This is a genomic window from Romboutsia timonensis, from assembly GCF_900106845.1.
Classification (GTDB): domain Bacteria; phylum Bacillota; class Clostridia; order Peptostreptococcales; family Peptostreptococcaceae; genus Romboutsia; species Romboutsia timonensis.
Genome location: NZ_LT629848.1, coordinates 23,390 through 38,197 on the forward strand (window position 1 = coordinate 23,390; position 14,808 = coordinate 38,197).

General features: G+C 34.3%; 14 protein-coding genes and 1 other annotated feature. All 14 genes read right to left on the reverse strand.

From position 1 onward, the window contains the following. A partial coding sequence (locus BN7997_RS16270) for a GTP-binding protein (protein ID WP_143023143.1) occupies positions 1–113 on the reverse strand: 113 nt, incomplete at its 3' end. Between the two features lie 96 nt (positions 114–209). Continuing rightward, positions 210–2,276, reverse strand: coding sequence for an elongation factor G (fusA, locus tag BN7997_RS01105; protein ID WP_071119046.1), 2,067 nt, complete (start codon positions 2,274–2,276; stop codon positions 210–212). A 51-nt stretch (positions 2,277–2,327) separates the two neighbouring features. Continuing rightward, complete coding sequence (rpsG, locus tag BN7997_RS01110; RefSeq protein ID WP_071119047.1) at positions 2,328–2,798, reverse strand: 30S ribosomal protein S7; 471 nt, start codon at positions 2,796–2,798, stop codon at positions 2,328–2,330. Between the two features lie 122 nt (positions 2,799–2,920). Continuing rightward, on the reverse strand, positions 2,921–3,343 hold the full coding sequence (gene rpsL / locus BN7997_RS01115) for a 30S ribosomal protein S12 (RefSeq protein ID WP_071119069.1): 423 nt from the start codon (positions 3,341–3,343) through the stop codon (positions 2,921–2,923). A 287-nt stretch (positions 3,344–3,630) separates the two neighbouring features. Continuing rightward, positions 3,631–7,119: a DNA-directed RNA polymerase subunit beta' gene (gene rpoC / locus BN7997_RS01120; protein ID WP_071119048.1), complete on the reverse strand. Its 3,489-nt coding sequence runs from the start codon at positions 7,117–7,119 to the stop codon at positions 3,631–3,633. Positions 7,120–7,160: 41 nt separating this feature from the next. Then, positions 7,161–10,868, reverse strand: coding sequence for a DNA-directed RNA polymerase subunit beta (rpoB, locus tag BN7997_RS01125; RefSeq protein WP_071119049.1), 3,708 nt, complete (start codon positions 10,866–10,868; stop codon positions 7,161–7,163). Positions 10,869–11,123: 255 nt separating this feature from the next. Next, a complete protein-coding gene (rplL, locus tag BN7997_RS01130; RefSeq protein ID WP_071119050.1) occupies positions 11,124–11,486 on the reverse strand; it encodes a 50S ribosomal protein L7/L12 in 363 nt (120 codons plus the stop codon). Positions 11,487–11,567: 81 nt separating this feature from the next. Continuing rightward, positions 11,568–12,071 (reverse strand): 50S ribosomal protein L10, encoded by a 504-nt coding sequence (rplJ, locus tag BN7997_RS01135; RefSeq protein WP_071119051.1) that lies wholly within the window; start codon positions 12,069–12,071, stop codon positions 11,568–11,570. Between the two features lie 46 nt (positions 12,072–12,117). Next, positions 12,118–12,248: a sequence feature (ribosomal protein L10 leader region), on the reverse strand. A gap of 51 nt (positions 12,249–12,299) precedes the next feature. Continuing rightward, a complete protein-coding gene (rplA, locus tag BN7997_RS01140; protein WP_071119052.1) occupies positions 12,300–12,998 on the reverse strand; it encodes a 50S ribosomal protein L1 in 699 nt (232 codons plus the stop codon). A gap of 74 nt (positions 12,999–13,072) precedes the next feature. Continuing rightward, positions 13,073–13,498, reverse strand: coding sequence for a 50S ribosomal protein L11 (gene rplK, locus BN7997_RS01145; protein ID WP_071119053.1), 426 nt, complete (start codon positions 13,496–13,498; stop codon positions 13,073–13,075). 38 nt (positions 13,499–13,536) lie between these two features. Continuing rightward, a complete protein-coding gene (gene nusG / locus BN7997_RS01150; RefSeq protein WP_071119054.1) occupies positions 13,537–14,079 on the reverse strand; it encodes a transcription termination/antitermination protein NusG in 543 nt (180 codons plus the stop codon). 19 nt (positions 14,080–14,098) lie between these two features. After that, positions 14,099–14,320, reverse strand: coding sequence for a preprotein translocase subunit SecE (gene secE, locus BN7997_RS01155; protein WP_083334972.1), 222 nt, complete (start codon positions 14,318–14,320; stop codon positions 14,099–14,101). 25 nt (positions 14,321–14,345) lie between these two features. Beyond that, entirely contained in the window at positions 14,346–14,495 is a 150-nt protein-coding gene (rpmG, locus tag BN7997_RS01160) for a 50S ribosomal protein L33 (protein WP_071119055.1), read from the reverse strand. A 213-nt stretch (positions 14,496–14,708) separates the two neighbouring features. After that, positions 14,709–14,804: an EF-Tu C-terminal domain-related protein gene (locus BN7997_RS16360; protein WP_278335226.1), complete on the reverse strand. Its 96-nt coding sequence runs from the start codon at positions 14,802–14,804 to the stop codon at positions 14,709–14,711. Between the last annotated feature and the right edge of the window lie 4 nt (positions 14,805–14,808).

Sequence of the window (14,808 nt, forward strand, 5' to 3'; positions counted from 1 at the left end):
TCGTGTAATGTTTTTGTTATTGCAGCTGTTAATGTAGTTTTACCGTGGTCAACGTGTCCTATTGTTCCTATATTAACGTGTGGTTTATTTCTTTCAAATTTAGCTTTAGCCATTTTGAAATACCTCCCTATATATATTTTAGGTAAGACGAGTTATACCCGCCTTACTCATTTTAATTTATATTAATTTTATTAATAATAAACAGTTTATTATCTTCCTTCAGCTATTTTCTTAGCAACTGAAGCTGGAACTTGCTCATAGTGGTCAAATATCATAGTGTAAGTTGCACGACCTTGAGTAGTTGATCTTAACTCAGTAGAGTATCCAAACATTTCTGAAAGTGGAACGAATGCATTTATAACTTGTGCACCAGATCTAGCTTCCATACCTTGTATTAAACCTCTCTTAGAGTTTAATCCACCCATAACGTCTCCCATGTATTCTTCAGGAGTAACAACTTCAACTTTGAAGAATGGCTCAAGTAATACTGAGTTACCTTTCTTAAGAGCATCTTTCATTGCCATAGAACCAGCCATTTTGAATGCCATTTCTGATGAATCGACTTCATGGTAAGAACCATCGTATAATTCAACAGCAACGTCAACAACTGGATATCCAGCAACTATACCAGATGCCATTGCACCTTGGATACCTGCATCAGTAGGTCCAACGTATTCTTTTGGTACAGATCCACCAACAGTTTTGTTTTCGAACTTGTAACCAGTTCCTGGATCTTGAGGTATAACTCTTATCTTAACGTGTCCGTATTGACCTCTACCACCTGATTGCTTAGAGTACTTGTATTCAACATCTACTGGTTGAGTTATAGTTTCTCTGTAAGCAACTTGTGGAGCACCAACGTTAGCTTCAACTTTGAATTCTCTTAATAATCTATCAACTATTATCTCTAAGTGTAATTCACCCATACCTGATATTATAGTTTGTCCTGTTTCTTCATCAGTTTTAACTCTGAAAGTTGGATCCTCTTCAGCTAACTTTTGAAGTGCTATACCCATTTTTTCTTGAGCAGCTTTTGATTTAGGCTCTATAGCAACAGATATAACTGGCTCAGGGAATTCCATAGATTCAAGTATTATTGGATGAGCTGGATCACATAAAGTATCTCCAGTAGTAGTATCTTTTAATCCTACTGCTGCAGCTATATCTCCAGCGTATACTTCTGTTATTTCTTCTCTTGTATTAGCATGCATTTGAAGGATACGACCTATTCTTTCTCTCTTACCTTTAGTAGAGTTAAGAACATAAGATCCACCTTGCATTATTCCTGAGTAAACTCTGAAGAATGCTAACTTACCAACGAATGGGTCAGTCATTATTTTGAATGCTAAAGCTGAGAATGGCTCTTCATCAGATGAATGTCTTTCAGACTCTTCACCATTGTCTAATACACCTTTTATAGCTGGTATATCAGTTGGAGCTGGTAAGTAATCAACAACAGCATCTAGTAATAATTGAACACCTTTGTTTCTGTAAGCAGATCCACAGAATACTGGGTTCATTTCACAAGCTATTGTAGCTTTTCTTATAGCAGCTTTTAATTCTTCTACTGATATTTCTTCACCTTCAAGATATTTCATCATTAACTCTTCGTCAGTTTCAGCTACTGCTTCAACCATTTTTTCTCTCCACTCTTGAGCTAATTCTTTCATATCTTCTGGTATTTCAGTTATTTCTATATCTTTTCCTAAGTCATCCTTATAGATATGAGCTTTCATTTCTAATAAGTCAACTTCCCCTTCTAACCAATCTTCTTTTCCTATTGGTAATTGAAGAGGTACAGCATTTGCAGATAATCTTTCTTTCATCATGTTAACAACGTTAAAGAAGTCAGCTCCCATGATGTCCATTTTATTTACGAATGCTATTCTAGGTACACCGTAGTTATCAGCTTGTCTCCATACGTTCTCAGATTGAGGTTCAACCCCACCTTTAGCACAGAATACAGCAACTGAACCGTCAAGAACTCTTAGAGATCTTTCAACCTCAACTGTGAAGTCGACGTGTCCTGGTGTATCTATTATGTTTATTCTATGGTCTTTCCATGCAGCAGTAGTAGCGGCAGAAGTTATTGTTATACCTCTTTCCTTCTCTTGCTCCATCCAGTCCATTTGAGAAGCTCCTTCGTGAGTTTCTCCTATCTTATGTGTTTGCCCTGTATAGAAAAGGATTCTTTCTGTAGTAGTAGTTTTTCCTGCATCTATATGAGCCATGATTCCTATATTTCTAGTTCTTTCTAAAGGAAACTTTCTAGCCATGGTTCTCCTCCTTGCGATATCCCTTAAAGGTATCAATTATATCCTATTTTATTAGAATCTGTAGTGAGCAAATGCTTTATTAGCTTCTGCCATCTTATGAGTATCTTCTTTCTTCTTAACTGAAGCTCCTGTGTTGTTAGCAGCGTCCATTATTTCTTTCGCTAACTTTTCAACCATTCCTTTTTCTCCACGAGCTCTAGTGTAGTTTACTAACCATCTTAAACCTAAAGTTTGTCTTCTTTCAGGTCTAACTTCAACTGGTACTTGGTAGTTAGCTCCACCAACTCTTCTTGCTTTAACTTCTAAAACAGGCATTATGTTATCCATTGCTTTGTTGAATACTTCTAAAGCATCTTCTCCTGTTTTTTCAGCTACCATAGCGAAAGCATCATAAACTATAGTTTGAGCTTTCCCTTTTTTACCGTCTATCATTAAATTGTTTATTAATTTAGTAACAACTTTACTTCCATATATTGGATCAGCTAATACTTCTCTCTTTGGAACATTACCTTTTCTTGGCATTTTGCTTCCCTCCTTAATTATTTAATCTTAAATCATAGGTACTCGACATAAATAATGCCGTGATGCCATAAATACATATATATATTTAAAGCACCGCACATATAATTAATTGTTAGTTTTTATTATTTCTTTGCAGCTTTAGGTCTCTTAGCACCGTACTTAGATCTAGCTTGCATTCTCTTATCAACACCTGCAGTATCTAAAGTACCTCTTAATATGTGGTATCTAACCCCTGGAAGGTCTTTAACTCTTCCTCCTCTTATAAGAACAACACTGTGCTCTTGTAAGTTGTGTCCTTCTCCTGGTATATAAGCAGAAACTTCTATCCCGTTTGTTAATCTAACTCTGGCAACTTTTCTTAAAGCTGAGTTAGGCTTCTTAGGAGTAACTGTTTTTACTGAAGTACAAACTCCTCTTTTTTGTGGAGCACTTGCATCAGTAGCTTTCTTGTGTAAAGAGTTGAATCCCTTTTGTAATGCTGGAGCAGTAGATTTCTTTTCTATTGCTTGTCTGTTTTTACGAACTAATTGGTTAATTGTTGGCATCATCTGCACCTCCTTCCAAAATTTTCGATCTTTAAATGACCGCCAACTACATCAGTACATGTACTGATATGCTTGTAACAAAACGTTACTTTTACAATTAAATGTCTATTACACACATTATATGTGGTTTTAGCTCTTTGCAGTTTGGTGCTGCTAGTTCATTTATTAAAAGTCTAATCAAAGATCTCTAATAACTTATATAAGTTTTAGAAGATCTTCGATTACACACTTTTACATTTTATCACCCAAACATAGATAATGTCAAGATTTCTTTATCTCTTATTATATTAGTCTTGGATTTTTTCAACAGCTATGTTTTTATATCTCTTCATACCTGTTCCTGCTGGTATTAACTTACCTATTATAACATTTTCTTTAAGACCTATTAAGTGATCTTCTTTTCCTTTTATAGCAGCTTCTGTTAATACTCTAGTTGTTTCTTGGAATGAAGCAGCTGATAAGAATGATTCTGTAGCAAGAGATGCCTTAGTTATACCAAGTAAAACTCTCTTAGCAACAGCAGGTTTTAATCCCTGAGCTATAGCTTCTTCATTACACTTATCAAATGTTAATACATCTTCATATCCACCTGGGATTAATTCTGTATCACCTGGATCCTCAACTTTAACTTTCGAAAGCATTTGTCTTACTATAACTTCTATATGCTTATCGTTAACGTCAACCCCTTGCATTCTATAAACTCTTTGAACTTCTTTAACGATATAGTCTTGAACTCCACCTATACCTTTAACTCTTACTATGTCATGTGGGTTTATAGAACCTTGAGTTAATGGGTCCCCAGCTTCAACCATTTGTCCATGCTTAACTCTTATTCTTGATCCATAAGGTATAGCATAAACTTCTGTTTCACCATTTTCAGGAACTATACTTATTTCTTTTCTCTTACCAGTTTCGTCTATTTCAACTCTACCAGTTATTTCTGTTATGACAGCTAAACCTTTAGGTTTTCTTGCTTCAAATAATTCTTCAACCCTTGGAAGACCTTGAGTTATATCTCCTCCAGCAACCCCACCTGTATGGAATGTACGCATTGTAAGCTGAGTACCTGGTTCACCGATTGATTGAGCAGCTATTATACCAACAGCTTCCCCTATATTAACTTCTTTACCTGTAGCAAGGTTTCTACCATAACACTTAGAACAAACCCCATGGTTTGTCTTACAATTAAGAACTGTTCTTATTTGTACAGTTTCTATTCCTGCAGCTATTATTTTTTCAGCTTCATCTTCTTTTATCATAGAATCAGCTTCTACTATAACTTCTCCTGTAGTTGGATTTACTATAGGGTCTATAGTATATCTTCCCACTATTCTATCATATAATACTTCTATTACTTCATTTCCATCTTTTATAGCAAATGTTTCTGTAGTTTCTGTTGTACCACAGTCAACTTCTCTTACTATAACATCTTGGCTGACATCAACAAGTCTTCTTGTTAAGTATCCTGAGTCAGCTGTACGAAGCGCTGTATCGGCAAGACCTTTTCTAGCCCCGTGTGAAGATGTGAAGTATTCCATTACTGATAAACCTTCACGGAAGTTAGATTTAACTGGAACCTCAACTGTTTTACCAGATGCATTGGCCATCAGACCACGCATACCAGCTAACTGTCTTATCTGGTTCTTAGAACCTCTGGCTCCTGAGTGTGCCATTATATATATATTATTAAGTCTGTCTAATCCTGCCATCAGAGCATCTGTAACTTTTTCAGTTGTTTCTGTCCAAGTTTCTATAACTCTTTCATATCTTTCTTCATCAGATATTAGACCTCTTCTGTATGCTTTTTCATATTTATCAACTTTTTCTTCTGCTGCTGTTATATAACCTTTTTTAGCTTCTGGTATTTTCATATCAGCAACCGCAACTGTTATACCACCTCTAGTTGAGTATTTAAATCCTAGAGATTTTATATGGTCAAGTAATACAGCAGTTTCTGTATTTCCATGCTTTCTAAAGCACTTATCTATTATTTTACCTAAAGCTTTTTTGTCAACTAAGAAGTCTATTTCTAATCCAAATGGATCTACACTTCTGTCTACAAATCCTAAGTCTTGAGGTATATTTTCATTGAATATGAATCTACCTACTGTACTTTCAACTATAGAGCTTCTTCCATCTTCAAGTACTACTCTCATTTTTACTAAAGAGTGTAATTGAACAGTTTGATTTTGATAAGCAAGTAACATTTCATTAAAGTCTTTGAATACTGTTCCTGTTCCTTTTTCTCCACCTTGAGCTTCTATAGTTAAGTAGTAACATCCTAAAACCATATCCTGAGAAGGAGTAGTTATTGGAGTACCATCTTTAGGTGCAAGTATGTTGTTTACAGATAACATTAAGAATCTTGCTTCTGCTTGTGCTTCTACTGATAAAGGTACGTGTACCGCCATTTGGTCACCATCGAAGTCGGCATTGTATGCTGTACATACAAGTGGGTGTAGCTTTATAGCTTTACCTTCAACTAAAACTGGTTCAAATGCTTGTATACCTAATCTATGAAGAGTAGGGGCACGGTTAAGAAGAACTGGATGACTCTTTATAACATCTTCTAAAACATCCCATACTTCTGGTTTTACTTTTTCTACTATAGATTTAGCACTCTTTATATTGTGTGCAAAACCTTCTTTAACTAATTTATCCATAACAAATGGCTTGAATAATTCAAGAGCCATTTTCTTAGGAAGACCACATTGATAGAATTTAAGTTCTGGTCCAACAACTATAACTGAACGTCCTGAGTAGTCAACACGCTTACCAAGTAAGTTTTGACGGAAACGACCTTGCTTACCTTTTAGCATATCTGATAAAGACTTAAGTGGTCTATTACCAGGTCCTGTTACAGGTCTACCTCTTCTACCATTGTCTATTAAAGCATCTACTGCTTCTTGAAGCATTCTCTTTTCATTTCTTACTATGATATCAGGAGCTCCAAGTTCTAGTAATCTCTTTAATCTGTTATTTCTATTTATAACTCTTCTATATAAATCATTTAAGTCAGAAGTTGCGAATCTTCCTCCATCAAGTTGAACCATAGGTCTTAAATCTGGAGGTATTACTGGTATAGCATCTAATATCATCCACTCTGGTTTATTTCCAGACTTTTTGAATGCTTCTACCACTTCTAATCTTCTTATTGTTCTAACTCTCTTTTGACCTGTACTATCTTTTAAGTCAGCTCTTAATTCTTTGCTTTCTTTTTCTAGGTCTATATTTTGTAGTAATTGCTTAACAGCTTCAGCACCCATTCCTACAGTGAAAGAATTGTACCCATACTTATCTACTGCAGTTCTGTATTCTTTTTCTGTTAAAAGTTGTTTTTCATTTAATCCAGTTTCTCCTGGATCAACTACAACATATGAAGCAAAGTATAATATTTTTTCTAAAGATCTTGGAGACATATCAAGTAAAAGACCCATTCTACTTGGTATACCTTTGAAGTACCAGATATGAGACATAGGAGCTGCTAGCTCTATATGTCCCATTCTTTCTCTTCTTACTTTAGCTTTTGTAACTTCTACTCCACATCTATCACAAACTACACCTTTATATCTTACTCTTCTGTATTTACCACAGTGACATTCCCAGTCTTTTTGAGGTCCAAATATTCTTTCACAAAATAGACCATCTTTTTCTGGTTTTAATGTACGGTAGTTTATTGTTTCAGGTTTTTTTACTTCTCCTCTAGACCATTGTCTTATTTTCTCTGGAGAAGCTAGTGCTATTTTTATCGACTCAAAATTGTTTAATTCAAACAAGGAGTTCTCTCCCTTCTATTTGATATTTGCGTTAATTAAATTTATACATCAAAGTCTTCATCTTCATAGTTTAATTCTTCGAAGTCTGCATCATCTTCAAAATCTAAACTATCTATATCTTCATCGTCATTTTCAATGAATTCATCATCTATTTCTTCTATTATATGATTTTGTTCTACTTCATCCATGTTATCTATAACATCTAATTCGAACTCTCCAGCTGTATCATCAGCATCTAAAGATTCTCTTACTTCTATTTCTTGATCTTCTTCAGTTAATACTTTTACATCTAAGCATAAACTTTGAAGTTCTTTTATAAGAACCTTAAATGATTCTGGTATTCCTGGTTCAGGTATATTTTCACCTTTAACTATAGCTTCGTACGCTCTAACACGTCCTACAACATCATCTGACTTAACAGTAAGTATTTCTTGAAGTATGTGAGCAGCTCCGTATGCTTCTAGAGCCCAAACCTCCATCTCTCCGAATCTTTGTCCACCAAATTGTGCTTTACCACCTAATGGTTGTTGAGTAACTAAAGAGTATGGTCCTGTACTTCTTGCATGTAACTTATCATCAACTAGGTGATGTAGTTTTAACATGTACATGTATCCAACTGTTATTCTATTGTCGAAAGTTTCACCTGTTCTACCATCATATAAAGTTAACTTACCATCTTCTGGATATCCAGCTTGTACTAATGCTTTTCTTATGTCTGATTCTTTAGCACCATCAAATACAGATGTAGCTACATACCATCCTAAAGCTTTAGCAGCAAGTCCTAAGTGAACTTCTAGTACCTGACCGATGTTCATACGAGATGGTATACCTTGTGGGTTAAGAACTATATCAAGTGGAGTTCCATCTTCTGTAAATGGCATGTCTTCTTGTGGTAATATTCTTGAGATAACCCCTTTATTACCGTGACGTCCGGCCATCTTATCTCCAACTTTTATCTTTCTCTTTTGAGCTATATAACATCTAACAAGTTCATTAACTCCTGGAGATAAATCATCTCCATTTTCTCTAGTAAACACTTTTACGTCTACTATTATACCACCTTCACCATGAGGAACTTTAAGTGAAGTATCTCTAACTTCTCTAGCTTTTTCTCCGAATATCGCACGAAGTAATCTTTCTTCAGCAGTAAGTTCAGTTTCTCCTTTAGGAGTTACCTTACCAACTAATATATCTCCTGAATCTACTTCAGCACCTATTCTTATTATACCTCTGTCATCTAAGTTCTTTATAGCACTTTCTCCAACATTAGGTATATCTCTAGTTATTTCCTCTGGTCCAAGCTTAGTATCTCTTGCTTCACATTCATATTCTTCTATATGAATTGTAGATAATCTATCTTCTTTAACTAATTTTTCGTTTATTAAGATAGCATCCTCGTAGTTGTAACCTTCCCAAGTCATGAACGCTACGAACATATTTCTACCTAATGCTATTTCCCCAAGGTCAGTAGCTGGTCCATCTGCTATAACGTCACCCTTTTCTATTTGGTCACCTTTATTTATTATAGGAGCTTGATTTATACAAGTACCTGCATTTGAACGTTTAAACTTAAGTAATTTGTATCTATCTTTTACTCCGTCTTCTCTTTTTATTATTATTTCATCAGCTGTTACTCTCTCTGCTATACCAGAGTTCTTAGCAACAACAACTGCACCTGAGTCTTTAGCTGCTCTATATTCAACTCCTGTACCTATAACTGGTGCTTCTCTTCTAACTAGAGGCACTGCTTGACGTTGCATGTTCGCTCCCATTAGGGCACGGTTGGCGTCGTCATTTTCTAAGAAAGGTATCATAGCAGTAGCTATAGAAACAACTTGCTTTGGAGATATATCCATGTAGTCAACTCTATGAGTTGGAACTAGCTCAACAGCACCATTTTTAGTTCTACATACTACTCTCTTATTTACGAAAGTACCATCTTCTTCTAATGGTTCATTTGCTTGGGCTCTTATGAATAAATCTTCTTCATCAGCAGTTAAGTAATGTATTTCATTTGTAACTTTTCCAGTTTCCTTATCTACTTTTCTATAAGGAGACTCTATAAACCCAAATTCATTTATTTTAGCATAAGTAGATAATGAGTTTATAAGACCGATGTTTGGTCCTTCTGGAGTTTCTATCGGACACATTCTTCCGTAGTGAGAATGATGAACGTCACGCACTTCGAATCCAGCTCTTTCTCTTGAAAGTCCTCCTGGTCCTAATGCAGATAATCTTCTCTTATGTGTTAACTCAGATAATGGGTTGTTTTGATCCATGAACTGAGATAACTGTGAACTACCAAAGAACTCTTTTATCGCAGCAGAAACTGGTCTTATGTTAACTAACGCTTGTGGCGTTATAGCTTCCATATCTTGAACAGTCATTCTTTCTTTTATAACTCTTTCCATTCTAGAAAGACCTATTCTAACTTGGTTCTGTAATAATTCACCAACAGATCTTATTCTTCTGTTTCCTAAGTGATCTATATCATCTATGTTTCCAATATCATAGAATAAGTTAAATTGGTAATTTATAGAAGCTATTATATCATCTAATAATATATGTTTTGGTATAAGTTCTTTCATTCTGAACTTAATAGCTTCTTTTATTTCTTCTTCATCACTATAAGCTTCTAAAATTTCTTTTAAAGTCGGATAGTGAACTTTTTCTTTTATATCTAATTCATCTATGTCAAAATCAACATGTGATTTTATATCAACAAAGTTATTTCCTATAACTTTAACAACTTTTTCATCTTCTACTAATAGAGTAACTACATTTATACCTGCATTTTGTATATTCTTAGCAACTTCATAGCTTATCTTTTCACCAGCTTTAACGAATACTTCTCCTGTTTCAGGATTTACTACGTCTTCAGCTGATATTTTGTTCATTATTCTGTAGCATAGAGCAAGTTTCTTATTAAACTTATATCTACCTACTTTAGCTAGGTCGTATCTCTTTGCATCAAAGAATAATGCATTTAATAATGAAGATGCACTTTCTACTGTTGGAGGTTCACCCGGTCTTAATTTTTTGTATATTTCTATTAGACCCTCTTCAACTGTTTTAGTGTTGTCTTTTTCTAAAGTTGCAGCTAATCTTTCATCTTCACCTAAAAGTTCGATTATTTCAGCATCTGTTCCTATACCTAGAGCTCTTAATAAAACTGTAACAGGTTGTTTTCTAGTTCTATCAACTCTAACAGATATTACATCATTTGAATCTGTTTCGTATTCTAACCATGCACCTCTGTTTGGTATAACTGTAGATGATATTAATTTCTTCCCTGTTTTATCTCTTTCTAAAGCATAGTATACTCCAGGAGATCTAACTAATTGACTTACTATAACTCTTTCTGCACCGTTGATAACAAAAGTACCTTTTTCAGTCATTAATGGGAAATCTCCCATGAATACTTCTTGTTCTTTTATTTCACCAGTTTCCTTGTTTATAAGTCTTACTTTTACTTTTAGAGGTGCACAATATGTAGCATCTCTATCTTTACATTCTTCTATATCATATTTAGGCTTATCATCTAAAGAGTAATCTACGAATTCTAATATAAGATTACCTGTATAATCTTCTATCGGAGAAATATCCTCAAATACTTCTTTAAGACCCTCTTCAATAAACCACTTATAAGAATCTACTTGTAGTTCTATAAGATTTGGCACGTCAGCTATTTCCTTTATCTTAGAAAAGCTCATTCTAGTCCTTTTACCTATCGTGACAGGATGTGGCATTCACTCTTCACCTCTCAATAATTAAAAATAAAACCATAGTTCATTGTAACGCATCTAATAATTCTATCATAACAACCAACTTTTTTCAATATGTAACTTATACCTAAACCCGTATAATTAATACTTTTTTCACAAAATATGCATTATTTATTATGCACATAATTTTAATCTAAAATTCTATTTTTATACATATTTTATTTAAATTTTATAAAAAATAAAAAAAGATGTCCATAAGGACATCTTTTTGAAAGAAAACTACTTAACTTCTACGCTAGCTCCAGCAGCTTCTAATTTTTCTTTTATTTGGTCAGCTTCTTCTTTAGAAACACCTTCTTTTAATGTCTTAGGAGCGTTATCAACTACTTCTTTAGCTTCTTTTAATCCTAATCCTGTTACTTCTCTAACAGCTTTTATAACTCCAACTTTTGAAGCACCAGCGTTTGCTAATACTACGTCGAATTCAGTTTTTTCTTCAGCAGCTCCACCAGCAACTGCACCAGCCATCATAACTGGAGCTGAAGCAGATACACCGAATTTTTCTTCAGCAGCTTTAACTAATTCATTTAATTCTAAAACTTTCATGTTTTCTATAGCTTCTAATATTTGTTCTATTGTCATTTTTAGCACCTCCGAATTTTTTTTCAATAATTTTATTTTTAAGTTATTATATTACAATATCTAACTTTTCTAAATTGACAATTAAGCTTCTTGTCCTTCTTGTTTCTTTATTAAAGCATCTATTAAGTATGCGAAGTTTGACATTGGAGCCTTTAAGCTTCCAAGTAACTTAGCAAGAAGAACTTCTCTTGATGGTATGTTAGCGAACTCAACTATTTGAGATTCGTTGTAGAATTCACCTTCTACTACACCCATTTTTAATTGCATTTTTGGATGAGAATCCATGAATTCCTTTAATATTCTAGCTGGAGCAACTGGATCTTCATATCCGAATGCTATCGCATTAGTTCCAACTAATAACTCGTCGTTGAATTGTTCTATACCAACTTCTTTAGCAGCTTTTCTAACTAAAGTGTTTTTGTATACTTTGTATTCAACACCAGCTTCTCTCATTTTCTTTCTTAATTCAGTTACCTCTTCAACTGTTAATCCTTTGTAATCAACAACTATAGCAGATGATGATTTTTCTAATTTTTCAACTATTTCAGAAACAACTTGTGATTTAAGTTCTATAGCTTTTCTCATATAGATGTGCACCTCCTTCACCTAATAAGGTTTAGTATTCGCCGCAATCTCATTTAAAAAAGCTTTTGATGGCAAAACGAGACAACAAAAGCTTTAGTAATTTCAATTTATCTAAAACCTCGGTAGGAAATTAAGCTTTTCAGCACCTACTGTCTACGGCAAATCTATTCTTTTTTATATCAACAATTGTTATATTAACATTTTTGTTTTTGCTTGTCAACAATTTTATTATTCTGCTATTTTAGCAGGGTTTATCTTAACACCAGGTCCCATAGTAGACGCTACTGTTACACTTCTTAAGTATTGTCCTTTAGCAGCAGCTGGCTTAGCCTTAACTATAGCATCCATTAATGCAGCAAAGTTTTCAGCTAACTTTTCTCCACCGAAAGATACTTTTCCTACTGGAACGTGTATTATGTTAGTTTTGTCTAATCTATATTCTACTTTACCTGCTTTTATTTCGTCTATAGCTTTAGCTACATCGAAAGTAACAGTTCCTGATTTAGGGTTTGGCATTAAACCTTTAGGTCCTAATACTCTACCTAATCTACCTACTACACCCATCATGTCTGGAGTAGCAACAACTATATCGAATTCGAACCAGTTTTCACCTTGTATTTTTTGAACTAATTCTTCAGCTCCTACAAAGTCAGCTCCAGCAGCTTCAGCTTCAGCAGCTTTTGCTCCTTTAGCGAAAACTAAAACTCTCTTAGTTTTACCAGTTCCGTGTGGTAATACAACCGCACCTCTAACTTGTTGATCAGCATGTCTTGAGTCAACACCTAATTTTATATGAGCTTCAACAGTTTCATCAAATTTAGCTGTAGCAACTTCTGCAACTAAAGATAAAGCTTCTGTAGCATCATATAATCTTGTTCTATCTATTTTGTTTAACGCTTCTACGTATTTTTTACTTTTCTTTGCCATTTTATTTTCCTCCTTGTGGTTATATTCGGCCTTTAAGCCTCCCACTTCTATCCGAAGTGTCTAATTTTTTAAAATTAGTCTTCTACAACGATACCCATACTTCTTGCAGTACCAGCTATCATACTCATAGCAGCTTCTACTGATGCAGCATTTAAGTCAGGCATTTTTAATTCAGCTATTTCTCTTATCTTAGCAGAAGATAAAGTAGCAACCTTCTTCTTGTTAGGTTCTCCTGAAGCTGTATCTAATCCAGCAGCTTTCTTTAATAATACTGCAGCTGGAGGAGTTTTTGTTATGAATGAGAATGATCTATCTTGGTATACAGTTATAACAACTGGTATTATCATTCCTGCTTGATCTGCAGTTTTAGCATTGAACTCCTTAGTGAATCCCATTATGTTAACACCGTGTTGTCCTAACGCTGGCCCAACTGGTGGAGCTGGCGTTGCCTTCCCTGCAGGTATTTGTAATTTTATTTGACCTATAACTTTTTTAGCCATTGAGCGCACCTCCTCAAAAATTTTCTATCTAAATTTTATTATATTTTTTGTATATTTTCAAACTCTATTACAAATAGAGTCTTCTTGCCAAATGCATCTATACACACTTTTGCTTCTCTTGTTTCCAGGTTAATTTCTTCAACAGTACCTACTTGTCCACTAAAAGGACCTTTAGCAACCTCTACTGCATCACCTATTTCTAAATCTACATCAGGGTTTACTACTTTCGGAACGTCTATTTCTATGCCCATAGCCTTTACTTCTTCATCACTTAACGGTACCGGCTTTGAACCTGGTCCAACGAATCCAGTAACCCCCTTAGTATTTCTTACGATATACCAAGATTCATCAGTGATTATCATTTTAACTAAGACATAACTTGGAAATACCTTACGCTGTCTAGTTTTTTCTTTTCCTGTTTTTGTAGTCTCAACTACATCTTCAGTTGGAACAACTAAATGTGTTATATAGTCTTCCATTCCTCTTGTTTTTACAGCTTTTTCTATCGTAGCTTTAACTTTATTTTCATGCCCTGAATAGGTATGCACAACATACCATCTTGCTTCTTGTAATTCTGACATATTGTTTTCTCCTTTTCGTCTATTTCAGTATAAGCCCTAGTGCACCTTGTAATCCAGTATCTAAAGCCCACACTAATATAGTAGCTGAAGTAACTACAGTTAAAACCACACCTGTGTTTTTAAGTAATTCTTTTTTTGTAGGCCATGAAACTCTTTTTAATTCTTGCTTTGTTTCTCTTATGTAAGAGAATAAACTGAATCTTTTCTTAGTTTCTGTGCCTTGATTTGCTTGGGCAGCCACTTTACACTCACATCCTTAAATAAAACTATTTTGTTTCTTTATGAGCTGTATGTTTCTTACAGAATTTACAGTATTTGTTTAATTCTATTCTGTCTGGGTTAGTTTTCTTATTCTTAGTAGTGTTGTAGTTTCTTTGCTTACACTCTGTACATGCTAAAGTTACTTTAACTCTCATCTGCTACACCTCCAACTTTATTAATATAATAATATATATAGTTAAATAATACCTTAACTTATATTATTGAGGCATTATCACCTTCCTGAATCATTACCTTGTATAAGTTATCATAAAATAATAGTCATGTCAATGTTTTTGTAGATTCCATGTTAAAAAAAGAGGAGCATAACTCCTCTCTTTTTGTCTATTAATTAATCCACTTAAAGAAGATTATTCAACTATAGAAGCAACAACTCCTGATGCTACTGTTCTTCCACCTTCTCTTATCGCGAATCTTAATCCTTCTTCTATTGCTATTGAGTTTATTAAC